The organism is Glaciecola sp. G7-5, from assembly GCF_055808975.1.
In genome coordinates this window covers 2,526,681-2,551,821 of sequence record NZ_CM147892.1, presented here as the reverse complement: position 1 = coordinate 2,551,821, position 25,141 = coordinate 2,526,681, and the positions used below count along the sequence as shown (strand labels likewise).

At 42.8% G+C, this 25,141-nt stretch carries 23 protein-coding genes; 7 read left to right on the top strand and 16 right to left on the bottom strand.

The features are described from left to right. Nucleotides 1-156: 156 nt before the first annotated feature. The 5 genes from AC0L6H_RS11230 to AC0L6H_RS11210 all read right to left on the bottom strand — a co-directional run bounded on the left by AC0L6H_RS11230 (nucleotide 157) and on the right by AC0L6H_RS11210 (nucleotide 4,414). A complete protein-coding gene (locus AC0L6H_RS11230) occupies nucleotides 157-1,371 on the bottom strand; it encodes an IscS subfamily cysteine desulfurase (protein WP_473394516.1) in 1,215 nt (404 codons plus the stop codon). Nucleotides 1,372-1,392: 21 nt separating this feature from the next. After that, the gene (iscR, locus tag AC0L6H_RS11225; protein WP_473394403.1) at nucleotides 1,393-1,872 is read right to left on the bottom strand and encodes a Fe-S cluster assembly transcriptional regulator IscR; all 480 of its coding nucleotides are present in this window, start codon (nucleotides 1,870-1,872) and stop codon (nucleotides 1,393-1,395) included. 143 nt (nucleotides 1,873-2,015) lie between these two features. Further along, the gene (gene cysE / locus AC0L6H_RS11220; RefSeq protein WP_473394402.1) at nucleotides 2,016-2,825 is read right to left on the bottom strand and encodes a serine O-acetyltransferase; all 810 of its coding nucleotides are present in this window, start codon (nucleotides 2,823-2,825) and stop codon (nucleotides 2,016-2,018) included. Between the two features lie 11 nt (nucleotides 2,826-2,836). Further along, nucleotides 2,837-3,574: a tRNA (cytosine(32)/uridine(32)-2'-O)-methyltransferase TrmJ gene (gene trmJ / locus AC0L6H_RS11215; protein WP_473394400.1), complete on the bottom strand. Its 738-nt coding sequence runs from the start codon at nucleotides 3,572-3,574 to the stop codon at nucleotides 2,837-2,839. 189 nt (nucleotides 3,575-3,763) lie between these two features. Continuing rightward, nucleotides 3,764-4,414 carry an ankyrin repeat domain-containing protein gene (locus AC0L6H_RS11210; protein ID WP_473394399.1) on the bottom strand — a complete coding sequence of 217 codons (651 nt, stop codon included), beginning with the start codon at nucleotides 4,412-4,414 and terminating at the stop codon, nucleotides 3,764-3,766. A gap of 202 nt (nucleotides 4,415-4,616) precedes the next feature. On the opposite strand from AC0L6H_RS11210, the gene suhB reads away from it, so the two are divergent. Then, complete coding sequence (suhB, locus tag AC0L6H_RS11205) at nucleotides 4,617-5,414, top strand: inositol-1-monophosphatase (protein WP_473394398.1); 798 nt, start codon at nucleotides 4,617-4,619, stop codon at nucleotides 5,412-5,414. Between the two features lie 51 nt (nucleotides 5,415-5,465). On the opposite strand, the gene AC0L6H_RS11200 is transcribed toward suhB, so the two are convergent. The 8 genes from AC0L6H_RS11200 to AC0L6H_RS11165 form a co-directional block, all read right to left on the bottom strand. Continuing rightward, a complete protein-coding gene (locus AC0L6H_RS11200) occupies nucleotides 5,466-6,032 on the bottom strand; it encodes a YceI family protein (protein ID WP_473394397.1) in 567 nt (188 codons plus the stop codon). Then, nucleotides 6,029-6,604 (bottom strand): cytochrome b, encoded by a 576-nt coding sequence (locus tag AC0L6H_RS11195; protein ID WP_473394396.1) that lies wholly within the window; start codon nucleotides 6,602-6,604, stop codon nucleotides 6,029-6,031. The genes AC0L6H_RS11200 and AC0L6H_RS11195 overlap by 4 nt, the downstream gene beginning before the upstream one ends. A 30-nt stretch (nucleotides 6,605-6,634) precedes the next feature. Beyond that, nucleotides 6,635-7,264 carry a YceI family protein gene (locus AC0L6H_RS11190; protein WP_473394395.1) on the bottom strand — a complete coding sequence of 210 codons (630 nt, stop codon included), beginning with the start codon at nucleotides 7,262-7,264 and terminating at the stop codon, nucleotides 6,635-6,637. 177 nt (nucleotides 7,265-7,441) lie between these two features. Next, nucleotides 7,442-8,389, bottom strand: a complete 948-nt coding sequence (gene secF, locus AC0L6H_RS11185) for a protein translocase subunit SecF (RefSeq protein ID WP_473394394.1) — start codon at nucleotides 8,387-8,389, stop codon at nucleotides 7,442-7,444. Nucleotides 8,390-8,400: 11 nt separating this feature from the next. After that, nucleotides 8,401-10,245 (bottom strand): protein translocase subunit SecD, encoded by a 1,845-nt coding sequence (gene secD / locus AC0L6H_RS11180; RefSeq protein ID WP_473394393.1) that lies wholly within the window; start codon nucleotides 10,243-10,245, stop codon nucleotides 8,401-8,403. Nucleotides 10,246-10,309: 64 nt separating this feature from the next. Then, entirely contained in the window at nucleotides 10,310-10,645 is a 336-nt protein-coding gene (gene yajC / locus AC0L6H_RS11175) for a preprotein translocase subunit YajC (RefSeq protein WP_473394391.1), read from the bottom strand. Nucleotides 10,646-10,727: 82 nt separating this feature from the next. Continuing rightward, nucleotides 10,728-11,840 carry a tRNA guanosine(34) transglycosylase Tgt gene (gene tgt / locus AC0L6H_RS11170; RefSeq protein ID WP_473394390.1) on the bottom strand — a complete coding sequence of 371 codons (1,113 nt, stop codon included), beginning with the start codon at nucleotides 11,838-11,840 and terminating at the stop codon, nucleotides 10,728-10,730. Nucleotides 11,841-11,981: 141 nt separating this feature from the next. Further along, nucleotides 11,982-13,007, bottom strand: a complete 1,026-nt coding sequence (locus AC0L6H_RS11165) for a catalase family peroxidase (RefSeq protein WP_473394389.1) — start codon at nucleotides 13,005-13,007, stop codon at nucleotides 11,982-11,984. A 258-nt stretch (nucleotides 13,008-13,265) separates the two neighbouring features. Here AC0L6H_RS11165 and AC0L6H_RS11160 point away from each other — a divergent pair, with 258 nt between their 5' ends. From AC0L6H_RS11160 to AC0L6H_RS11150, 3 genes are all read left to right on the top strand, one after another. After that, on the top strand, nucleotides 13,266-14,720 hold the full coding sequence (locus tag AC0L6H_RS11160; protein WP_473394388.1) for a DUF1800 domain-containing protein: 1,455 nt from the start codon (nucleotides 13,266-13,268) through the stop codon (nucleotides 14,718-14,720). A gap of 17 nt (nucleotides 14,721-14,737) precedes the next feature. After that, the gene (locus AC0L6H_RS11155) at nucleotides 14,738-15,922 is read left to right on the top strand and encodes a DUF1501 domain-containing protein (RefSeq protein ID WP_473394386.1); all 1,185 of its coding nucleotides are present in this window, start codon (nucleotides 14,738-14,740) and stop codon (nucleotides 15,920-15,922) included. A gap of 174 nt (nucleotides 15,923-16,096) precedes the next feature. After that, nucleotides 16,097-17,794, top strand: coding sequence for a dipeptidyl-peptidase 3 family protein (locus AC0L6H_RS11150; protein WP_473394385.1), 1,698 nt, complete (start codon nucleotides 16,097-16,099; stop codon nucleotides 17,792-17,794). An 84-nt stretch (nucleotides 17,795-17,878) separates the two neighbouring features. On the opposite strand, the gene AC0L6H_RS11145 is transcribed toward AC0L6H_RS11150, so the two are convergent. Then, nucleotides 17,879-19,108 carry a glycosyltransferase gene (locus tag AC0L6H_RS11145; RefSeq protein ID WP_473394383.1) on the bottom strand — a complete coding sequence of 410 codons (1,230 nt, stop codon included), beginning with the start codon at nucleotides 19,106-19,108 and terminating at the stop codon, nucleotides 17,879-17,881. A 186-nt stretch (nucleotides 19,109-19,294) separates the two neighbouring features. Here AC0L6H_RS11145 and AC0L6H_RS11140 point away from each other — a divergent pair, with 186 nt between their 5' ends. Then, nucleotides 19,295-20,212 (top strand): capsular polysaccharide synthesis protein, encoded by a 918-nt coding sequence (locus AC0L6H_RS11140; RefSeq protein ID WP_473394382.1) that lies wholly within the window; start codon nucleotides 19,295-19,297, stop codon nucleotides 20,210-20,212. A 12-nt stretch (nucleotides 20,213-20,224) separates the two neighbouring features. Here the strand turns inward: AC0L6H_RS11140 and queA are convergent, their stop codons facing one another. Beyond that, nucleotides 20,225-21,274, bottom strand: coding sequence for a tRNA preQ1(34) S-adenosylmethionine ribosyltransferase-isomerase QueA (queA, locus tag AC0L6H_RS11135; protein WP_473394381.1), 1,050 nt, complete (start codon nucleotides 21,272-21,274; stop codon nucleotides 20,225-20,227). Nucleotides 21,275-21,587: 313 nt separating this feature from the next. On the opposite strand from queA, the gene AC0L6H_RS11130 reads away from it, so the two are divergent. Further along, nucleotides 21,588-22,661: a potassium channel family protein gene (locus tag AC0L6H_RS11130; RefSeq protein WP_473394379.1), complete on the top strand. Its 1,074-nt coding sequence runs from the start codon at nucleotides 21,588-21,590 to the stop codon at nucleotides 22,659-22,661. Between the two features lie 133 nt (nucleotides 22,662-22,794). Beyond that, on the top strand, nucleotides 22,795-23,493 hold the full coding sequence (locus AC0L6H_RS11125) for a VC0807 family protein (RefSeq protein WP_473394378.1): 699 nt from the start codon (nucleotides 22,795-22,797) through the stop codon (nucleotides 23,491-23,493). 52 nt (nucleotides 23,494-23,545) lie between these two features. Here AC0L6H_RS11125 and AC0L6H_RS11120 read toward each other — a convergent pair whose 3' ends face one another. Further along, nucleotides 23,546-24,946, bottom strand: a complete 1,401-nt coding sequence (locus AC0L6H_RS11120) for an alkaline phosphatase (protein WP_473394376.1) — start codon at nucleotides 24,944-24,946, stop codon at nucleotides 23,546-23,548. Nucleotides 24,947-25,141 lie beyond the last annotated feature (195 nt).

The following is a 25,141-nucleotide window of genomic DNA, read 5'->3' as shown; positions in this document are numbered from 1 at the left end:
TTTATATTTTACTGGCTACCTAGGTTACTAAGCAAGTCTGCGCTTACATGTGCTTACTTTTGCAACCATCAACCGCTACTTTCATACCATCTTCAGTTAAAGGTATTATTTTATTGCGCTGATATTTAGCTTCAACGTCGTTATTTAGAGTTTCAATTAGTGATGAGCGGGTTCTACAGCATTTAAATCGGTGCCGTCTTTGAACATTTCCCAAAGTGGCGACATTTCACGCAGCTTGTCGATTGAATTTACCACCACATTTATAACGTAATCTATTTCTTCTTCGGTCGTAAAGCGGCCTATGCTAAACCGAATTGAGCTATGCGCTAGTTCATCGTTCAAACCTAGTGCGCGTAAAACGTATGACGGTTCAAGGCTAGCTGATGTACACGCGGATCCTGAAGATATTGCGATATCCTTAAGTGCCATAATTAGCGATTCACCTTCAACATAATTGAAGCTGACGTTTAAGTTGTGCGCGACGCGCTGGTCCACGTCACCATTGAGATAAACTTCCTCTATATCTTTGATGCCGTTATATAGCTTGTCTCTAAGCATTTTGATGCGTTCGTTTTCAGTCGCCATTTCTTCTTTAGCAATGCGAAAAGCTTCGCCCATGCCTACTATTTGGTGAGTAGCCAAGGTACCTGAACGCATACCTCGCTCATGACCGCCACCATGGATTTGTGCTTCGAGCCTGATTCTTGGTTTACGACGAACGTACAAGGCACCAATCCCTTTTGGACCATAGGTTTTATGTGCAGAAAACGACATCAAATCGACTTTCAAGCTTTGTAAATCGATGGGGACTTTACCTGTACTTTGTGCAGCATCTACATGGAAGATGATGTTGCGTTCGCGGCACATCTCGCCAATCGCGGCAATATCTTGAATAACGCCAATTTCGTTATTCACGTGCATGATTGATACAAGTACGGTGTCGTCGCGCATTGCTGCTTTAAGCTCACCTAAATCAACCAAGCCATTGGCTTTTGGTAACATGTAGGTGACTTCAAATCCCTCGCGCTCAAGTTGACCCGTTGTATCAAGCACTGCTTTGTGTTCTGTTTGTAAAGTGATGATGTGCTTACCGCGATTCTGGTAGAATTTAGCCGCACCTTTAATCGCTAGATTATTTGACTCAGTAGCGCCCGACGTGAACACGATCTCGCGAGGATCTGCATTCACTAAGTCGGCAATGTTATTACGAGCAATATCGACCGCTTCTTCTGCTACCCATCCAAACTTATGTGAACGTGATGCTGGATTGCCAAAGTTCCCGTCAAGCGTTAAGCACTCTTTCATTGCATCAGCAACGCGCGGATCAACCGGTGTAGTAGACGAATAGTCCAGATAAATCGGTAAGGTCAATTTACTCATCTTTTACTCCGCTTATAACTGCATACTGATTTCAATATTCTGCAAAATACTTTTGGCTGTTCTATTCTGCCTGCCAGCGACGTCTTTCACTTGGCGTTGCTGCATAAGCTCGCCCAAGGTAATACTGTTTAAAAAAGTGCTAATACGATCACTCAAATCTTGCCATAAACTATGAGTCAAACAGCGTTCGCCGCCTTGGCAGTCTGATTGGCCTTGGCACCTTGTTGCATCGACACTCTCATCAACTGCTCGAATCACATCACCAACCGCGATATTGTTTGCTTCTTTAGCTAAACAATAACCACCACCTGGACCACGAACACTGGTCACTAAGGCTTCTTTGCGTAAACGAGAAAACAATTGCTCTAAATACGACAATGAAATCGCTTGCCGCTCAGAAATGTCGGCTAATGGCACTGGGCCTGCATGAGAATGCAAAGCGACATCAAGCATAGCAGTAACCGCATACCTACCCTTAGATGTTAACTTCATAGCACTTTTCCCATGTTAATTTCGATACGCCAAATTGTATATACCTGACTAAATTTGTCAAGAATATACCCGACTGTTTTAGTCAGGTATTAGCGCTGCACTATCGGCATGGAAATTAGCTTTTTGCTACGCGCTCTTCCTAGCTATATGTGAGGATCAAAGGCGTCTTCTGCTGCCTTTTTCACGGTTGGTGATATGCCTGTGTCTGCAAAGTCAGCGGCATTTAGTTTAGGCATGGCATCAGTACAAACATCACCACCTAAAGACTGAATCACCTTACACATTTCTTCAACTTTGTTGTCCATCAGGTGCACGTGTTCAAGCATTATGCCCAAGGCATTTGCCACTGGATCAGGATTGTCGTCGGCAATCGCATACGCGTCAAATCCATATTTTTTTGCAATTGCTTTGCGCTTACCATTAGTTTGCGTAGATTCTTTTGCTGGCATAATAATACGACCTGGCACGCCAATACAGGTTGCAGATGCAGGAACATCTTTGACCACTACTGAATTGGAGCCTATACGCGCATTTTCATGAATTTCAATTGGGCCCAATACTTTAGCGCCAGCACCAACCACCACATTGTTGCCTAGGGTTGGATGCCGTTTACCCGCTTTCCAGCTCGTGCCACCTAGTGTAACACCATGGTATAGGGTTACATCATCACCCAATATTGCCGTTTCACCAATAACCACACCCATTCCATGATCGATAAATACGCGTCTACCCAATTGCGCCGCTGGGTGTATTTCAATCCCAGTGACAAAACGACTGATATTCGATAAAAAACGGGCGATTGTTTTTAAATTCCACGACCATAATTTGTAGCTAATTCGATGTAACCAGACCGCATGTAGACCAGGGTAGTTAAAAAACACTTCCCACTTATGACGGGCTGCAGGGTCACGAGCAAAAACACTATTTATATCTTCTGATATTCGACTGAACATAATGGCGATTCTTATTTAGATTTTTCGATGGTTTTATCAACCGACGACAACATCCCGCGCAGTATGGCTAATTCTTGGGATTCTAAGCGGGTACGATTAAACATGCGCCGTACCTTAGACATAATTACGCCTGGATGTTTAGTACGGATAAAACCGGCTTCGGCGAAAGTTGACTCAAAATGGGTGTAAAAGTTTTCAAGTTCTTTAGATAATGGATACGGACTTGCTACCGCTTCTTGCTCTTTATAAGGCGCCCTTTCTAACGCAATACTGTGCATTCTAATTTCATAGCAAAGTGTTTGCACTGCAGCGGCTAAATTCAAGGAGCTGTATTCAGGATTGGCATTTATACAAACATGGAAATTACACTGTTGTAATTCTTCATTTGTTAGCCCGCTATTTTCTCGGCCAAATACTAAGGCAACCGGGTAATTAGCTGCTTCGCTAATCAACTTCTCACCACATTCGCGAGAATCTAACATAGGCCATGACAAAGTACGCGAGCGCGCAGATGTTCCAACGACCAAGCCACAATCTGCGATGGCTTCTTCTAAACTATCAACAATAATAGCATTAGCAAGAATATCGGTCGCACCGGCTGCTAAAGCACTTGCTTTACTATCAGGTTCGCTGACAGGATCTACTAAGTATAGTTGTTTTAAACCCATTGTTTTCATAGCACGGGCAGCGGAGCCAATATTACCGGTGTGCGATGTATTCACAAGTACAATTTTAATAGCGTCGAGCATGTTGATTCCTACAAGCGAATTGAGCAAGCTAGTGATAAGGTGTGTATCAAGCACCTAGGTTTTGCGACCAGTAATTTTAACGGCGCGTAGTGTATCATATGAAAACGTAAATGTTAGGTTTTGGGATGACAATTGATTTTTATTTCAATGACTAAAGCATGTTTTTAGACCAATTTGACTTACAAAGGCTCAGTTAGCGCTGAGAGATGCATCACGAATTAATTTATGCTTTAGGCTTATATATAGCGGATCAGAATCGTCTAACAATTGCCGTGCTTCGTGTTTTCTGAGTGTATCAAGAGGGCTATATCCCCATTGATCAGTTGATGTAGTGTCTGCGCCTTGATCATATAAAAAGCTAGCAATTTCAAAACGCCTAATCAGGATTGCTTTGTGAAAAAGGGTGTAATCGTTTTCGCCTTTAAGCGCAATATCTGCACCGTGTTTGATGAGTAGTTTTAGCTTGTCTATATCGTTATCGACTACCGCTACAAAAGCGAGGGTTTCAACGCCGTTTTCGGTAATTGCATTGGGGTTACCGCGATGGCTTAGTGCTAACTCCAAAAAGTCATCGTGGCGATGCAAAACCGCTAATTCCATTACACCTGGGCGTTTATCCCAAGTTTCTTCTGCAAAATAGTAATTGGGATCTATGCCGTAACTAAGTATTGTTTTAAAGCGAGATAAATCGTTATCACGAATAGCTTGATATAAGTCTTCTTGCTGATAACTTGTCATGTCAATAAGGTCTTCAGGAGGAATGACAAGTTCTTCTTTTTTGGCACATGCGCTTAAGCACATTGAGACTAAACAAAACAACGTTAGTGTAAACATTTTCATAGGGGGCGCGTGCTACTTCCTTCGCTTGAGTGCATACATATAGTTCACCGATGTTGGGCGAACAACTACCTCGGTTAGATAGTGTAGCAAGTCGCATGCTTGGGCGCAATGTGACTATGTATGAGCTGTTGAGGATCGCGGGACTATCTGCTACAATCCGCGCCGTTTTCAACAATGTTCTTTTTACAATTTGGTGGTTAGTATGCATCCTATGCTTAATATAGCGGTACGCGCGGCGCGCGCGGCTGGAAATGTGATTACACGCGGTTACGAAAATCGTGATGATTTAGATATTCAATCAAAAGGTGCGCAAGATTTTGTCACTAAAATTGACAAAGAAGCTGAACTAACCATCATTAGTAAAATTCAGCAGTCTTTCCCTGACCACTCTTTTATTGGTGAAGAAGGTGGCTCTATTAAAGGGAACAGTGACTTCACTTGGGTAATAGACCCCCTCGATGGCACTAGCAACTTTATAGCCGGCATTCCACATTTCGCCGTTTCTATTGCACTTATATTTAAAGGTAAGCTTGATCAAGCAGTCGTATTTGATCCTATCCGTGGCGAGCTATTTGCCGCAACTAAAGGTAGTGGTGCACAGCTTAATGGCTATCGCCTGCGTTGTACCAAAGCAAAAGACCTATCTAACACCCTGTTAGCCACAGCGTTGCCATTTAGAGATAAATCAAACCTTAATGATGATCTTGAAAAATTCGCCAAAGTGTTCAAAGACTGTGGTGATGTAAGACGTTCAGGTTCTGCAGCGCTTGATTTAGCTTATGTCGCCGCTGGCCGTTATGACGGCTATTGGGAAAAAGGTTTAAAAGCATGGGACATGGCAGCGGGTGAATTATTGGTTAAGGAGTCAGGTGGCTTAGTAACCGATTATGCTGGCAACAATGACCCATTGTACGATGAACTTAAAACCCCAGGTAGCGCGAACGGCCTAGTTGCTGGTAACCCTCGTGTCGTACAAAACATTGTAAAACGTCTAAAATAGTTACTCCTTTCTAGAGGAATGAAGCGGTGAAATGTGTTCACCGCTTATATTCTATTTAGGAAGCTTCACACTAAGCGACATCACAATATCTTTGCTTACCCACTCTGCGTCAGGATCTGAGTCTAGTCCAATCCGATAATCTAAGCGCTTGATTGAAAAATTAGCCTTTAAGCTATCCCCTTCTGGTTTCAGTATAAAGTGTTGTGCTTTTGATATACCTCGTAGAGTGAGGTTTCCGCTTACTTCATATTGACCGTTAATATACGCAATACTGTCACTCTCAAAGCGGCCAATAGGATGATTTTTTACATCAAACCAATCACCCTCGCTAAGGGTTGAATCGTAAGTGAAATCGCCCGTCTTTGCCGTTGCCAGATCAAAACTGGCCGTGATTTTGGGATTTTTCGCCGGCGGCAACAGCAAACTTGCCTCCCATTTTTCAAACACACCACTGAATTTCATGCCCGCATGCTTGCCAGCAAAAGCGATGTGGCTGTCTTTATTGCTCGCGTTAAATGCATCTAGTGCATGTGCTCCTAGGCTCAACACAATCAAGAAACAAAGAAGAAAAGCGCCTTGGCTTTTGAAAGAAAGCTTTGATTTATTTTTTGCCATCATGTTTTAGACCACCACATTCTAGTTAAGAGATTCAGCTTGTGTTTCTTTTTGTGCCATATCACCGCGCCTATATGCCCTAGAATTAAGCATGCTAGCGCTGTGGCAGCAATCCAGTGAATATTGTTCGCAATGCCTTCGATGCTCTTGTTTCGCGCAACATAAGGGATGTGGGGCCAGTTTATCCAATCAACAAAGACCAAGGTCGGCAGACCAAAGGGACTCGCCGACACCATTAACCAACCCGACAACACCATTACCACAAGCCCTATATACAAGAGTAGATGACCAAACTTTGCGCCTTTATTTTCTGTTTTTGTTAGGCCCTTAATCATGGGTGGTGCCTGAGTAAAAGCCCGCACCGCTATTCTTGCAATGATCGCCCACAGCATTAGCACGCCAGAAGCTTTGTGAATTTGGAAAAGCTTATATTGCTCGGCCTTACTAATATCGGCATTTACCATATACAAGCCACTTGCGAACATAAATAACAATCCTAATGCTACTAGCCAGTGCAATAAAATACTCAGGCTATGATAGCGTGGGTTAGTGACACCAGAAGTAACATTGTGCATAGATAAGCTGCCTAATAAACGCCAAAAACATTAGTCTAGTTTTGCAAATTCGCCTTCAATCATGACTTCTACGTCATCACCAATATTAGGCACAAACTTTGTCATTCCCCACAATGACCTTTTAATCGTCGTCGTCGCAGAAAATCCCATTGTAGGTTTACCACTTAGAGGCTGACGAGGCATAGCACCATTAAAAACGACATCTAAGGTAACTGGTTTAGTGACACCTAAAAAGCTAAGTTCACCCTGCATAACAGCCTTTTTATCGCTGGTCATTTTTATAGATGTAGAAACAAATTCAATGCTTGCATATTTGCCCGCATTAAACCATGCGGAGTCTGTTGCCAGTATTTTATCAAAGTCTTTTTCGTCAGCATTAGGATAGGCCGTTTGAATCGACATAGGGTTGATACTAGCAACAATTTTGCTGGCTTCAACATCATTTGGGTTGTACTCGATGCTGGCGTCAAAGTCAGCGAAACGAGCGACATAATTAGATAAGCCCAAATGTGATACCTTCCAAACGATTGACGCATGGCTCAAATCAACACTGTATTTTCCTGCTGGCATATCGTTAAAAGGTGTTTTTGCAAAGACCCACGACATGCATCCTGCCATCGTTAAAATTACGATAGCTAAACTCAATTTCATTTTATTCATAACACGTGTATTCCATTTTAAGTAAACGTTTGAAAATCCGGAGGCTTGCAGGTAGTTACGTAGCACTAGCGCTAAAGATTGCTTTTGAACTTAAAAACTTAAGATTTGATAGGCATTCTCATAAAACAAAGCCCCAGTAACACAAGGTTGCTGGGGCTCGTTCAACGAGTTGATGATTTACTGAAAGGACTCTAAATCTTCACCTTCTTTTTCTACTTCAACTGGCATCAAGTCTTCTTTACTAATACCCAAGGCCAAAGCGACTGCGCTGGCAATGTAGACTGAAGAATAGGTACCAATGAATACACCAAACAATAAAGCCGTTGCAAAACCATGTATTAGCGCACCGCCTTTATAAAACAACGCTACCAATACCAAGATAGTCGTTAATGATGTAATAATTGTACGGTTTAAGGTTTGCGTAAGTGAAATGTTGATAATCTCAAGTGGCGTACCTTTTCTCACTTTGCGAAAGTTTTCACGAATTCGGTCAGACACAACAATTGTATCATTCAGTGAATAACCAATTACCGCAAGCAATGCTGCAAGCACTGTTAGATCAAACTCTAACTGCAGTACCGAAAACAAACCTAAGGTAATGATTACATCATGCAAAAGCGCAGAAACCGAACCCAATGCAAAACGGTACTCAAAGCGCATCGCCACGTAAATAAGAATACAGATAAGCGCAACGAGCATCGCTAATCCGCCCTGCTCAGTAAGCTCTTCACCTATACTAGGCCCTACAAAACTAATACTTTTAGTCTCTACGTTAGGGTCTTGGCTTTGTAAAGCGGCTTCCACAATTGAACCAACTTCATCCTTGGGTAAATCGTCACGCGGGGCGATTCTTATTAGCACGTCTTGACTGCTACCAAAGTTTTGCACTATTGCATCAGGGAAATTGGCTGACGCTAAGTCACTTCTTACTTTACTTAAATCAGCACCATCGGGATACGCCACTTGTATTTCAGTGCCGCCGGTAAAGTCCAAGCCCCAATTTAATTGGTTTACGGCTAACGACGTTATTGACCCTATAATTAATATCATAGAGAAAATAAGCGCCGGCACTCTTACTTTCATGAAGTTAACCGTCTCGTTTAATTTCAACAGTTGAAATTTCATCTGCTAACTCCTTATATCATCAATGATTTGACGCGTTTACCGCCCCAAATCAAATTAACTAACACACGCGTAACAACGATGGCGGTAAACATTGACGTCGCAATGCCTATCATCAACGTAATCGAGAAGCCTTTTATTGGGCCTGTACCGACAGCGAACAAAATCATACCCGCAATGAAGGTGGTGATGTTTGCATCTAAGATGGTAGAAAACGCATTATCATAGCCAAAATGGATGGCTTGTTGAGGGCTTCTGCCTTCGCGTATTTCTTCGCGTATCCGTTCAAAAATGAGGACGTTAGCGTCAACCGCCATACCTACGGTTAATACTATACCAGCCATACCAGGTAGGGTCAGCGTCGCCCCCGGAATCATCGACATAATACCAATAATCATAATTAGGTTGGTTGCCAAGGCTATGTTTGCTACCAGTCCAAAGGCTCTATAGTAAACAAGCATGAATGCGAGCACGGCAATCAGACCATATACTATCGCCTGCATACCCATTTTAATATTTTCAGCACCAAGGCTTGGGCCCACTGTGCGTTCTTCCACAATTTGGATAGGCGCGATTAGGGCACCCGCGCGCAGCAATAAACTCAAATCTCTTGCTTCTTTAGGGCTATCTATACCCGTAATTCTGAATGAGTTACCTAAACGTGCTTGAATAGTTGCCACGTTTATCACTTCTTCATGCTTTTCAAAGATAAGCTTGCCTTGTGCATCTCGTTCGTCAGTGGCTTTGTATTCTATAAATACCGTTGCCATAGGTTTACCAATATTATCTTTGGTTGCATTTGACATTTTACTGCCGCCTTTCGAATCAAGTGAAATATTCACTTGAGGAAAGCCGTTTTCGTCAATACTGCTGTTTGCATCAATGATGTGGCTGCCGGTCAACATGACTTTTTTACGTAGTAAAATGGGTTGCCCATTGCGGTCATAATTGAGCTGTGAACTAGCCGGCACTCGGCCTCTTACAGCATCGCGCACGTCATTAGTTTGGTCAACTAATCTAAAATCTAGTGTCGCCGTCGCGTTTAGGATCTCACGCGCTAAGGTTGAATCTTGAATACCTGGTAATTGCACAACGATGCGTTCTGCACCTTGCTTTTGCACTAACGGTTCGGCCACACCAAGCTGATTTACACGGCTGCGGATAATGGTTATGTTTTGTTTCACCGCGTAGTCTTTAATTTCCGCTAAACGCGCTTCAGTAAAACTAGCGCGCAGGGTAAGGTCATCGCTTTCAGTAAACGCCATGTTGCGGTAATTTTGGCGTAGATAAAACTGAGCACTTTCAAGTACATCAGGATCTCTGAAACTAATTTCTATTACATCCCCTACTTGGCGAACCGACCGGTAACGTAAACCTTCTTCGCGTAATTGAGTTTGAAAATCGCCAATAGAATCTTCAAAGGCTTTGCTAACCGCGCTTTTCATATCCACTTCCATCAAAAAGTGTATGCCACCACGCAAATCAAGACCAAGTTTCATCGGGGCCGCATTCAAAGACTCTAACCACGGCGGTGTGTCTGGGGCTAAGTTCATAGCGACCAAATAGCTATCACCAAAGGCATCATTCAAATGCTCGCGGGCTACTAGCTGAGTATCAGAATCATTTAAGCGAACGAGCAGTCTGTCGTCTTTAAATTCAACCGCTTTATAAACAATCTCGGCTTGTTGTAAACTTGTTTCAACGGCCGACACCATGTCGCTTGTGACGGTTGTTGTTTTACCTGACGAGATTTGTACTGCATGGTCTTCACCGTATAAATTAGGCAAAGCGTACAGGGTACACATCCCTAGTACGAACAAGACTAACAGGTACTTCCAAATAGGGGTTTGGTTTAACACAATAACTTCCTACATACTGGTAAACCATTGCCCCTTTGAAAAGACAATGGTTTGCGGTATTTATTTAAATTGATTTCATGGTGCCTTTTGGCAATACAGCACTTACAGCAGACTTCTGCACAACGATTTGATTGCTTTCATTTAAAGCAATTTCAATAAAGTCTTTATCATCAGCTACTTTGGTTACTTTCCCAACAATGCCGCCTTGAGTAAGAATTTCGTCACCCTTACTGATAGAAGCTATTAGATTTTTATGCTCTTTTACACGCTTCGCTTGCGGGCGATAAAGTAAGAAGTAAAAGATTAAACCAAACACCGCTAGCATAATTAGCATTTCGTAGCCTGGACCTTCAGCAGCGCCGCCAGCTTGTGCGTGTGCGTTAGAAATGAAAAAACTCATGTTAAATTTCCTTTTGTTAATTTATATTTTTGTTGTGTACTAATTTTATTGTGCAGGACCTACTATATGCGGCCATCACGTATTATATCTCGGGTACTTCCATGCCTTTTTGTGCATAAAAAACCGCAACATACTCATCCAGCGCATTTTGGCTAATAGCCTCACGCAGGGCTTCCATTACCAATTGGTAATAGCGCAGATTATGGATAGTATTTAAACGTGCACCCAAAATCTCATTGCATTTGTCTAAGTGATGTAGATATGACCGAGAATAATTTTTACAAGTGTAACAGTCACATTTTTCATCCAATGGCCCTGTATCTGTCTTGTGTTTGGCGTTTCTTATTTTGACCACGCCATCGGTCACGAACAAATGACCATTGCGGGCATTTCGTGTTGGCATAACGCAATCAAACATATCAATGCCGCGGCGCACCGACTCAACAATATCTTCAGGCTTACCAACACCCATCAAATATCTTGGCTTGTCGGCGGGAATTTGAGGCGCGGTATGCTTAACAATGCGCATCATGTCTGGCTTTGGTTCACCTACAGAAAGACCACCAATAGCGTAGCCATCAAAACCAATGTCTTCAAGTCCTGCCAGCGAAACGTCACGAAGCCCCTCGTACATGCCACCTTGTATAATCCCAAAGAGTGCTGCAGGACTATCACCATGCGCTTCTTTTGAGCGTTTAGCCCAGCGAAGGGACAACTCCATGGAGCGCTGCGCCTCTTCAACGGTGGCCGGGAAAGGGGTGCATTCATCGAAAATCATGACGATGTCTGAACCTAAATCTCGCTGAACTTCCATCGACTTTTCAGGGGTTAAAAGAATTTTTTCCCCATTGATTGGCGACCTAAAGGTCACGCCTTCTTCGGTAATTTTGCTCATTGCACCTAAAGAAAACACTTGGAAACCGCCAGAGTCAGTTAAAATTGGCTTATCCCAATGCATAAAATCATGCAGGTCGCCGTGATCTTTTATAATCGCGGTACCGGGGCGTAGCATTAGGTGAAAGGTATTGCCCAAACAAATATGTGCACCGGTATCGGCAAGTTCTTCAGGCGTCATGCCCTTAACGGTTCCGTAGGTGCCCACAGGCATAAAAGCGGGTGTCTCAATAACACCGCGGTCAAACTCTATTCGACCACGCCTCGCAAGGCCGTCGGTGTTAACTAGGGTAAACTTCATTCATTGTCGCTTGCGTTAGTCGTTTGAAATGAGTAGCGAAAAAAACGCGCTTCAAACTGATTCAAAAAATTTCGCGGATTATAGCAAACTTAAGAAGGGAAATGGAGTAAAAATGGACGCATTTTCACTCCTGCTCTAAGCCTATTGATTACTCAAGCGTTTACCAAAGGAAATACCGTAGGCGGGCGAGCGTAATCTAAGTACCGGATCAGCGCTAGGCGTAAAACCTGCAGATAAAATATTGGGGTCAAAATTCATTTTATCACAGGCGGCTGAACCGGCTTCAGTGATACTAATCGTTCCCATCACAACTTGTTCACGCTCTTGTGGCCAAACTTCAGAAGGGTCAATGTCACTGTCTGTCGCCTCACCTATGGTGGCGGACAGGGTATACGAAACGCTAATATCCTCATCAGCAACTTGCGCTTTTAGTTTGTTATCTAAAAACTCGGCTGGCATTGTTGTCATTTGTTCTTTCGTTAAGCCAACATGACCCAAGCTAGGTGTTAAATGCCATCTATATTTGGTCTTTTCTTGCGTGTTTGGGTTGTCAAAGAAAAAGGTATGCAGACCAAAGTAAGGCGTATTGGCATATGATACTGGTGCAGGGGTCGTTCGAGACCACATAGCACTTGCCTGAACACTTGGATTTGCAGCGATATAAGCACCAAGGCGTGCATAATCAACTTGACCATTTTCATCAGGCAACAGGCGAGTTAAAAAACCAAAAAAGGTTTCGGGATCTTTTCCTGTAAATACCGGGGCACTATTACCCGTTATCGTATGCGCAGTGCCATTTGGCAATTTGATTTGCACGCCCATACCCCGTGCACCAGGCAAGCGCTCATCGGCAGATGGATTGGCGCTGCCCACTGAATAGCGCACTGTTAGCGGCAAAGCGTCTTGGCTGAACAGCGCAGCGTCTTTGAAGTATTTATTGTCGCGATTAGGCCTAAACACACCACTTGCACAGGTCCCTTTTGCATGCGCTTTTCGAAAGCCTGGGTGTTTGCCGCCCAACTTTTCAAATAAGTCAATAAAGTCGGCAGCACTTACACTATCTGGCGGTGCAGTGTCTGCTCTGGGTGTTGTGACCTCAGCCAATAGCGTAGGCGCGAGCGCTGCAGAAGTCGCTAAGGACAAGAGAACGGTAGTTATTTTATTCATGGTGATTGCCTGTCTGCTGTTTTTCTTTTAGTAGGCGTTCATGCTCTGCGCTACTGCTATTTTTCAAATACCTAGCTAAAGGTACTACACGACTCAGAAAAAAGACCAATCACCTAAATCAAGCATCATCGATTAGTCGAGATAATAAAGCCCAGACAGGGTATAAACAAATAAATGTAAAGGAAATGTAAATATACTTGTTCGTAAGAACATTAAGCCTATACTCAAACAAATTTATACTTGTTTGGATACTCTCTCATGCGCAATGAATATGCTTATATCGCCATGAACCGATTCACCTTAGGTGCAGACAAAAAAAGCGTTGATGCGCTTGCCGGTAGCACCACAATGGAACAAGCCCAAGCTTGGTTGATAAAGCAACTCGTGCCTTTTGAGCTGCCTAAGGCCAACTGGTCAAGTGAAAAAGCGATTAGTGGGTATTATCATTATAAAGCAGCCGAAAAACGCGAAGAAGAAGCACAGTCTAAAATGATGACGCCAAGCGAAGGCGAAAATAATATGGCTGGCGAAAACAGTATGGCTATGCAAAGCACAAAAGGCATGCGCAAAACGATGGTCGATGAAGCAAAAGCCTTAGCGCAACAAACGGCACTCGCAAACATTAATCACTCACAACCACTGCAAGGGCGTTTATTAGACTTTTTCTCAAATCATTTTAGTGTGTCACGGGCTAATATGCCAATGACCTTACTGGCACCGACCCTTGAAGTAGAAGCCATTGCGCCAAAACTTAATGGCTCATTTGCAGACATGTTGCAAAGCGTTACTCAACACCCTGCCATGCTGATGTATTTAAACAATGATAAATCTATTGGTCCATCAAGTAAGATAGGCAAAAAACCGCGCAAAAAGAATAAGAGAAAACGCGGTTTAAACGAAAATTTAGCCCGCGAAATTTTAGAGCTACACACACTTGGTGTTGGCTCAGGTTATACGCAAGCCGACGTCATTGAACTGGCGAAAGCCATTACTGGCTGGAGTATCGGTACAATGAAGCAAGACGAGGCCCCCACGTTTAAGTTTAGACAATATGCAAACGAACCCGGTACTCGCACCTTACTAGGCAAAAAATATGCGGCGATGCCTAAAGGGCAAAAAAATCACGCCCAAGGTTTGGCTATTCTTAATGATCTTGCCAATCACCCAGCAACAGCTAAACATGTGAGCACCAAACTTGCCACGCATTTTATTAGTGACAAGCCAAGCCCGGCTCTGGTTAAGGCGATGGAAACAACATGGCTTGATACCAAAGGGCATATCCCCAGCGTAATGAAAACGCTCATTAAACACGCAGACAGTTGGCATACAAATGCTGAAAAACTAAAAACACCGAAAGAGTTTGTTATATCAGCATGCCGCGCATGTGGCGTGAAAAAACCCTCACCAAATTTGTATATGACCTTAGAAATTTTAGGCCACGGCTTTTTTAATGCAGGTTCTCCTGCGGGCTACCCTGATAAAGAAAACGCTTGGTTAAGTGCTAGTGCACTAAATAGCCGTATTGAATGGGCCAATCATTTCGCCTCTGTGATTACAAAACGTAGCAATGGCAGAGGTGAGCCTAGCGAGATAGCTAAATTAGCCCTAGGCCCCTTGCTCAATGCAGATACGCTGCTTTATATAAAACGAGCTGAAAGCAAACAACAAGCCCTAGCATTATTGCTCATGAGCCCAGACTTTCAGCGGAGATAAATAATGAAAAAAACAGTATGGCTTCATCTGATAAATACCCAAATAGTATTGCTCGCCGTCAATTTGTTAAAGCAGGTGCCGCAGCTTGGGTTTTCATGCAAAGTAGCGCGGCTCTTGCTGCAAACCCTTTACAAATGTTGGCTAAAAATCAAGCCGGAAAAAATAAGCTCGTTTGGGTGTTTTTGCGCGGAGCACTAGATTCTTTGCACACCGTTGTCCCTACATTTGACCCTGATCTCATGCGCCATCGTGCGCAATTACTGACACCCATCAAGGATGAGTTGCTGCCACTTGAAAAAGGTTACGGCTTACATCCTAGCCTTGAATTTATGCATGAGTTATACAAAAACAAGCAAATGTCGCCCGTCGTTGCCGTTGCTAGTGGCTACCGCGAACGTTCTCATTTTGACGCACAAGATCAAATGGAATCGGGCTTAAACACCACCGAACACGAAAATGGCTGGATGGGTAGACTGACTGCACAAATTCAAGGAAATGGCATCGCTATCGCGAGAAGTGTGCCTATTGCTCTGCGCAATCAAAAAGTACGTGCAGAAACTTGGTATCCATCGAGTTTCCCTGAAGCTGATGAAGATTTACTGAGCCGGCTTGCAAGCATGTATGAAAATGACGATGCATTGAGTAGCAACCTGCAAACAGTAATCGCACAAAAAGAAAATCCAAACATGCAAATGCAGGAGAAGCAACGCGCAAACTTCCCCTATTTGGCGCAGCGCTGTGGTGAGTTGCTTGCAAAAAATACCAAGGTCCATTGCGCGATGTTAGAACTAGGCGGGTGGGATACACATAACAATCAACCGGGTCGATTAGCAAGACAGCATAAACTACTCGATCAAGGCATGATGCAGCTTCGCCAAGCACTGGGAGAAACTTGGAATGATACGCTAGTGGTTATCACCACTGAGTTTGGCCGCACTGTCAAAGTTAACGGCACTCAAGGCACCGACCACGGAACAGGTGCTGCGATGTTCTTTGCTGGCGGCGCATTAAGCAAAAACTCACAAATAGCAGGAGGAAAAGTTCATGGAAATTGGCCAGGCCTTGCCGATGAACAGTTATTTGAAGCACGCGACCTAATGCCCACTACCGACGTACGCGAATGGTTAGCTAAAGCCACATCAGCGCATTGGCAATTGAGCCCTTCACAAAGCCAAAGCATATTTCCAGATTTACAAAAGTAAATCACAGTAGTCTTGTTGCCAATGTCGGCAACAAGACTTAACACATTGGGCTTGCTTAGTTGCATAATCTTGGTAACAATACGTTAACGAATTTTGGCGGTGAAATTGCTTTGCATTAAGGCGCGCCATCGTGATGATTTCTATTTGAACAGAGATACTTCCAAGGATAAAGTTATGCTGTCAACCACCCGTTTATTTCCCCTTACTGCTTTGGCACTGAGTTGTGGATTATTATTTGCGTGCTCAAAACAAACCGCGCCCAACAATACCGAGGCTGCGCCCTCTGCCGAAACCTCAACGCAAGCACAAAGGCCATCGCTATTAATTGACGAATCTCGACTTGATATATACCACCCTGTTGATTTGAGCGCTGATCTGTCGGCCTACAGTGTTAAACAAAAAGAAATGTTAGGCCTGCTGATAGACGCATCAAAAATAATGGATGACTTATTTTGGAAGCAAGCCTTCGGCCAAAATAAAGCCGAATTTTTAGCCAATATTTCAGATCCAAAGGTGCGTAAGTTTGCTGACATAAACTATGGACCTTGGGACAGACTAAATGGTGACAAAGCATTTTTGTCGAGTTTTGGCGAAAAAGCCCTTGGCGCACAATTTTACCCCAGCGACATGAGCAAAGAGGAATTTAGCAAGGCTAATTTTGCAGATAAAGATGGTTTATACTCGATGGTCGTGCGCGACGACAGTGGCAATTTACAAGCGATAAAGTACAGCGTTAAATTTAAAAAAGAACTCACCCAAGCGGCCACTTTGTTGTCAAAAGCAGCGACACTCGCAGAAGATGAAGATTTTGCTAACTATTTGACCCTCCGTGCACAAGCATTGTTGACCAATAATTATCAGGCATCAGACTTAGCCTGGATGGATATGAAAAATAATCCTATTGATGTGGTTATTGGTCCAATCGAAGTATATGAAGATCAATTGTTTGGCTACAGAGCGGCCTTTGAGTCTTATGTCTTGCTCAAAGATATGGCATGGAGTGAACGCTTAGCGAAATATGCGGCTTTTTTACCCGCACTTCAACAAGGTTTGCCTGTTCCACCAGAATACAGAGCACAAATGCCAGGTACCGATGCTGATCTTAATGCCTATGATGTCATCTACTATGCAGGTCACTCAAACGCAGGCAGTAAAACCATTGCCATCAACCTGCCAAATGATGAAGAAGTACAACTTTCAAAAGGTACTCGCCGCCTACAACTTAAAAATGCAATGCGAGCGAAGTTTGACAATATCCTAGTTCCTATCGCCGATATGCTAATTAGTCCGCAACAAAGACAACACATCACTTTTGATGCTTTTTTTGGCAATACGATGTTTCATGAGGTCGCCCACGGTCTAGGTGTAAAAACCGTGTTAAACAGTGACGATACCGTTCGTTCTGCTCTTAAAGAACATGGCAGTGCACTTGAAGAAGGTAAGGCTGATATTTTAGGTCTTTACATGGTGCAGCAACTACTCGCAAAAGGCGAGATTAGTGAAGGCGTGTTGAAAGATTATTACGTCACCTTTATGGCTGGTATATTTCGTTCAGTGCGTTTTGGTGCATCAAGTGCTCATGGTAAAGCCAACATGATACGTTTTAACTATTTTCAAGAGCAAGGCGCGTTTGCATTGGATGAGGATGGCTTGTACTACGTTGACATGGAAAAAATGGAAGCCGCCATCGCAAGCCTATCAAGGAAAATCCTAATGCTACAAGGAGATGGTGACTATGAAGGGGTTGCTAAGCTTGTCGCTGACTACGGCATCATAAAAGCGAACTTAGCCGCTGACCTTGCAAAACTTGCTGATGCTGGCATACCGGTTGACATTACCTTTAATCAAGGCAAAAAGGTACTCGGTTTATAGAAAAAAGCAGATAGTCTACGAAGGGCCTATTGAGCGTAGTATTACGTTCATAAGGCCCTTTTTTATACTTGCATATCTCTGTTGTTAGCTCCCGTTGTCTTCGTGAATCGATGCCATTAATATATTACTAAGTTCTTGATAGGCAGCGTTTTGTGAAAACTCGCCCTCTACAACCGCGCGCGCCTGGCGTTGCACGTCGCGATTGTTGTGCGTGAGCAAGTATTCGATTTTATCACTAATGGCTTGAGCATCTTTCTCGGGCACAAGATAACCGGACTCATTGTTTTCAATTAATTCTGGTATGCCGCTATGAAAAGTAGACAAACAAATTACCCCCATCGCCATGGCCTCCATAAGTGAAACAGGCACACCTTCTTGGTCACCATCGCTGGATTTAAGGCTGGGCAATAAAAATACATCACAGGCATGCAAAAGCGCCTTAATAGCTCCTTGATCTTTATAGCCTAACAGAGTGACTTGTGTTTGTAGGCCTAGTTTTTCAATCAACGCTTTGTGAGTTTCAAATAAGGGACCATCGCCAACAATACTATAGTTAAACGGGATCCCCTTTGCTTTAAGCTTTGCCATTGCTTCTATTGCATATGCCAAGCCCTTTTTATGCGTATGGCGAGCTACCGAAATAATATTTAAAGGGCCTTGTATACGGTCTTTGGGCACAAAGGCATACTCCTCAACATCGACTCCCATTCTATTGACCCTAATTTTCTCTTCAGGACAACCAAATTCAATGAGTTTGTTTTTCCAGTAGTGACTCACCGGCAGCGCCATCATGTTAGTGCTAAACAAGTGTTGATAGCTTTTCAGATACTTATCGATAAATTTGTATTTAGACATATCATAACCATGGAAAACGGCATAAATTTTACCCGACAACAAGCCAAGTTCTTTCATTCTCATGGCATTCACTGCATTTGGGCCAAAGTGCGCGATAATCGCGTCAGCTTTAAAATGGGTATTGGCTTGCAACAAAACTGCGAGTTTATGCGCCCCACCAGAGCCCTTCAAAACATCATGGTAAAAATATTGTCTGAAGCGTTTATTGGCGAGTGACTTAAGCGTATCTCTTGCGGTTAAGAGTTTCGCAATAAGGCCACTACCGTGATTATTTGATGCCAGTTGAACTCGTTCAAGTAAGTTATATTCTTGCACCGCGTTTAATAGCACGTCGCGGCGAATTTTGGTCGTAACAATAGACACCTCAAAACCCCTCGAAATCAAACCAACTATTTGATCAACAACAAAGGTTTCTGAATAGCGAGGGAACTCGTCAATATAAAAGGCAATCTTCATCATGTAGCGCAATAAACCTCAAAAAAAATGTCATCATGCGTGCGGCGGTTTACAAACTATCAAGAAGTCGCGCGTTTTACCACCAACAACGATGAGTTACTAGCGCTATAGTTGATTTTGATGTAGCTAAGCTGCGCTAATTTGCTATAGTGAAAACGCGAGTATGTGCTTAATACTGAGGGAGGGCATATGTTTACTATCGTACAAAAGCTAATAAACTTTGGCCCCAAACTCATGTTTTGGCAACTATTATTTCATTATCGAAAACGCTTTCCTAGGTATAAAATTGTCATTTGTAAACATAAGCACAAGTGCGTAAATGAGCGTTTACTAAAGAGCATGAACTTTGATTTTACTCACTACAAGCATGTCCCCAAAAGCACCAAAGCCGATACGGCTATTATTTGGTTGTGTTGGTGGGATGGCGAAAATACCCTGCCTCCCATCGTAAAAATGTGCATTAAATCTATAGTAAAACACTCTGCGCGTTACAAGGTCATTGTACTGTGCAAAGACAACTTTCAAGACCACCTAAATTTGCCGCCCTTGATCCTTGAAAAATTCCACACTGGCGTTATTCCAATACAGCAATTCATTGATATATTAAGAATATTTCTGTTACAGCAAGAAGGAGGACTTTGGCTCGATGCCACTATGCTGGCGAGTGCTGACATTGAAGAGGAGCCCTTGGCCTCACTGTTTAGCCTAAAACATGGCCATAACAGCGATTTTGTATCAGATGGCAGATGGGCGGTGTATTGCATAGGCGGAGAAAAAAACCATGCTTTATTTCGCTTTGTAGCTGATGCCTTTATACAGTACTTTCGAAAATATGACGTATTAATCGATTACTTTTTGTTTGATCATTTTATTGATATTGCCTACCAATATGTTCCAAGTATAAAAGCAGAGATTGATAATATACCTTTGAATAATCCAAAAGTAACTGCACTTCAACGTAAGTTAAACGAGTCGTTTATTCAACAAGACTTTGACGACATCCTTAGCAACACAAAGTTACACAAACTAAATTGGCGTTATAAAGAAGTCATAGCAAGCCCGCCCAAGCAAAGCTACTTTGACTATCTAAAGCAGCACTTCAATTAAAGCGCGCAGGGCTTATTGTGCACCTTCTATAAACATCGAATCTCCATAACTAAAGAAGCGATACTCGTTATCGATAGCTTGTTGATAAGCATTCATTACGCCTTCGCGACTCGCAAAAGCACTGATCAACATCATCAAAGTAGACTGAGGCAAATGGAAATTGGTTAACATGCAGTCAACCACTTTAAATCGAAAGCCTGGATAGATAAAAATATTGGTGTCTGACATTAAGGGTTCAATTAGGCTGTCGTCTGCTTGCTTTGCAGCAGATTCAAGAGACCTGACCGAGGTAGTTCCTACCGCTATTACACGTTTACCATTTGCTTTTGTTTGCTTAACTAAATCTACAACCTCTGAACTTACTTGCGCATATTCGGCGTGCATTTGGTGATCTTCAATGTTGTCTACCCTGACTGGTTGGAAGGTCCCCGCCCCTACATGAAGCGTAACAAAGGCTGTATTAACGCCCTTTTCTTTAAGTTTGTTTAAAATAGTGTTGTCGAAATGCAAACCCGCAGTGGGTGCGGCAACCGCGCCTGGCTTTTCGTTATACACAGTTTGATAACGTTCTTTGTCTGCGTCTTCGTCGGGGCGGTCAATATACGGTGGTAGTGGCATGTGACCATATTGGTCAAGCAAATCAAAAATGCTTTGTGCATTGTCGCTATCAACGTCAAATTGTATGTGGAACAAGGCGTCTTTGCGCCCTAATACGGTAACCTTGATATTACCTTCAAGTGTTAACTGTGAGCCTTCTTTGGGCGATTTACTAGCACGAATATGGGCGAGCGCAGTATTATCACTAAGCACGCGTTCAAGCATAACTTCTACTTTGCCACCACTTTGTTTTTGACCAAACAAGCGCGCTGGAATCACCCGCGTGTTATTAAAGACCAACAAGTCGCCCTCATCAATCATATCCACAATATCTGTAAATTGGCCATGTTCAACCGCACCAGAACGACCATTTAATTTAAGCATACGAGACGCTGTGCGTTCTTTAGCTGGGTATTTAGCAATCAGTTTTTCAGGCAGTTCAAAATCAAAGTCTGTCAGTTTCATAAGTTTTAATCGGTCTTGTAGTGAATTGTCGCGAATAGGTATTAGTTTGCATACGGACTGTTGTTACTGCATACCCGCAAATCCGTGCGCAGTATACGCGATTGCTTTATGATTATCGAAAGTTTCAGACATCTCCCTCCATGTCTTTTTTGCCCGGCCTAGCGCCGGGTTTTGTTTTTTTATATTAGTACCAAGCATTATCGATGATCTTAGCGCTACTGTTTTATGCACAAATAAACGTATTGCGCTTGTATTTAGATTAAAAATTTCTCAAACTAAGTCACCCTTAACAACCCCAAATAAAAGATTAACTATGCAACAATGGCAAACGTGGACTAAAGTCAGAAAGCTTATGACGCAATATTTTACCGCTATGCGTTGGTATGTTGTGGCAACCATGCTGCTATTTTATTCGTTGAGCAGTTACTTCCTACTATCACTCGCGGGGGAAACTGACCTACTTAATGCTACTGATTTTGTGTATTGGTTAATCGTGACGGGGTCAACAGTAGGCTATGGCGATATGTCGCCGAGTACTGAAGCAGGAAAATGGATAGTAGCGATTTACGTTATCCCGATGGGGCTTTCAATTTTTGCCTTAGTATTAGGTAGAGTCGCCGCTTGGGTTAGTCAACAATGGCAAAAAGGAGCAAAAGGTTTGAATGCGTTAAATGTGAGTAAGCACGTTTTGGTAATTGGTTGGAACGGGAAACGTACCGAGCAACTTATAAGGCTTTTACTAATTGAAAAAGCAAGTTCCTTAGAAAAACCTGAAATTGTCTTATGCGTTCGGGCCGATATCACCAACCCTTTCCCCTCTGAAATTGAGTTTGTGCGAGTCGATTCTTTTAACAAAGATGAAGACATGGACAAAGCCTGCGTAGATGAGGCGGCAACGATTCTAATCGACAACCCTCATGATGATATGACCATGACTACCGCTTTGTATTGCTCGCAGCGCAATAAAGAAGCACATAAGGTAGCCTATTTCGAAGACGAAAGTTTAGTTCAACTACTGCAAACACATTGCCCTGAAATAGAATGCACGCCCAGTGTTGCCGTAGAGATGCTTGCAAAATCGGCCTTTGACCCAGGTTCAAGCCTACTTCACCACGATTTATTAGACGTATATGAAGGCCAAGCGCAGTTTTCAGCCACGATCCCTGACCACGTTGAAATAATTAGTGTAAAAAATATGTTTTACCAATTAAAACACAAATATGACGCTATTTTTATTGGCGTAGCTGCTAACCATAATATACATAAAATTGTGGTTAACCCGCCTCTTAACAGTGAATTAGTGTCTGGTGACAAAATATTCTATATTGCTGATAGCCGTATTCATAACATTGACTGGCATAAGTTCCAAGATGCTGATTTAGTATAAGTTTTTAACAAAAGTACGACTAATAGGTATAGTCTTTAGTAACATATTCGTGTTTAAAACTGATGATTTAAGGTGACAAGCCCGTCTATTTCTGACTAAAATGACGGTCTTTTAGAGCTGTAGAGTAGTAGACGTGAGCGAAAACGACAAAGCCAAACAACAGTCAGGATTTTTCGGTAATCTGATTTTCAACATCGCCATTCCTGTGCTGATTATGACCTACGCGAGCAGCGAAGACTACTTAGGTCCTGCATGGAGTATTGTTGTCGCCCTATCCTTTCCTCTTACCTATGGTCTAATAGAGCTTAAAAATACCAAAAAAGTAAATATGTTTTCTGTGTTGGGTATCGTTAGCGTGTTACTTACCGGTGGCATCAGTTTACTTAAGTTACCCGCAGAGTATATGGCAATAAAAGAAGCCGCTATTCCAGCAGCCATTGGCTTAGCGGTATTAATTACCCAGTTCACGAAAAAGCCGCTGGTTAAAGCCTTAATCCTCAATGATCAACTCATTAATTGGGATAAACTCAATAAACGCTTAGAAGAAAAACAGATGGTTGATGAATTTAACGCTAAGGTAGCAATAAGTTCTTATATTGTCGCAGGTTCGTTTTTCTTATCATCATCTTTAAACTACGGCTTAGCAAAATGGATTTTAGTATCTGAACCCGGTACAACGGCCTACACCGAAGAAATCGGCAGAATGACGGCCCTAAGTTATCCGGTTATAGTCATACCTAGCATGGTGCTATTAATTACCGCCTTGGTCTATTTGTTCAAACAAATCTCTAGCGTAACTGGCGACCCAGTCGAAGATTTCATGCAGCAATAGCATGGCCTCTCGTCATGCTCGCGAAGGCAAGGACGATTTGCTTTCGTTTTTTCTAATGCGCTTGCTCGAGTAAATCGAAGATTTTGTCAGCTAAGTCAGTGTTGTTTTGATTTCCCTCAAAACGCTTGGCGCTAGCGCCAAAGGCAAACACGTCTACATCAACCCCGGTGTGTCCAGACGTTGTCCAACCAGTATTCGTTCTGGCATCAACAATTGCTTTTAATACACTTTGGATAGCTCGTGATTTCATATCTTTGTTAATCACATCAAGGCTTTCAATTTCAGCTTGAGTTAGCGCAAAGCCAAACATATCTGAGACATAAGCCCCTTTGTTTGATTGCTCATTGATTTCAGCAGCCATACTAGAAATCGATTTTTTAAAGCCTTTTAAAAATGACGGGTCCCAGCGGTAATCGCCGTTAGCACCAATCGTTAATCCACCTGTACTATGGTCAGCAGTAAGCACAACTAAGGTATCGGGGTTTTTAGCAACGTGAGCAACTAAATATTCGATTGTTTTTGCAAGGTCATGCATTTCGGCCATTGCCGATGCGATGTCATTGCCATGTCCTGCCCAATCAATCTGGCTGGCTTCGAGTAACAGAAAATACCCTGAGTCGAGTGTGTCTGCGTCCAAGTAGGGTACAATTGCTTTTGTGAGACTTGTCAAACGCAGTGGGTCAACATCATCCAATGCCCAAGGCAAACTGTTGTCACCAAAAAGACCTAATACTGGCACACTTGGCTTAATGCTCGATAACTGACTATAGTCATCGATGTATTGATAGCCATCCGCTTTAAATAGCTCAACAAGGTTTCGGTCTTCACGTATAAAGTGGCCCCAACCTGCGCCTAGCATAATGTCAGCTAAGTGTTCACCGTTGATTCTATCATCGTAAAAGCTATCTGCAATTTGCGCATAATTGGAACGCGCTTCGTTCGCTACCATGTAAGCGGCGGGGGTTGCATGGACAATATGAGAAGTCACCGCTAAACCGGTTTTAAGGCCTAATTTATGTGCTCGGTGCAAGACGGTTTCAAGGGCTTGTTTGTTGACGTCTACGCCTATGGCACCATTGTAACTTTTCACACCCGTCGCCATCGCCGTGGCACTTGCTGCAGAATCTGTAACAACACCCGACTCTTTGTGCGGATAAGTACGAGAAGTACCCACTAAGATGTCGTCAAAAATAGTGGTTTCAACAATCTCAGTGTCTGGGTTATCCATATAATAGCGATATGCAGATACAAACGCCGGCCCCATCCCATCAGCGACAACCATAATAATATTTTTAGGTGCAGCGTCTGAATAATGTGCGTGTGCTCGATTGTCATCATGCTTGTTTGTAGGTTTTTTAGAATCCACATCTACGATGATGCAGCTCGCTAAAGAAAATAATGAGACCGTTACTAGCGCTATTTTAGTCATTGACGTTAAAAGATGTTTTTTCATGAAGATTCCAAATGAGAAGATTAAGTGGCCTTAGAGTCAAAATCGCCCCAAGTATACAACAAAATTATGCGTTTACTGCCAAGCAAAAGCAGAAACTTTTGCGCTATTTTCAGCAATATCCCTGATTTGAGGTTGACGAATATTCTAAACAAGGTTACATTCCCATGACATTATCAACGAGGAAAAAGAAATGGT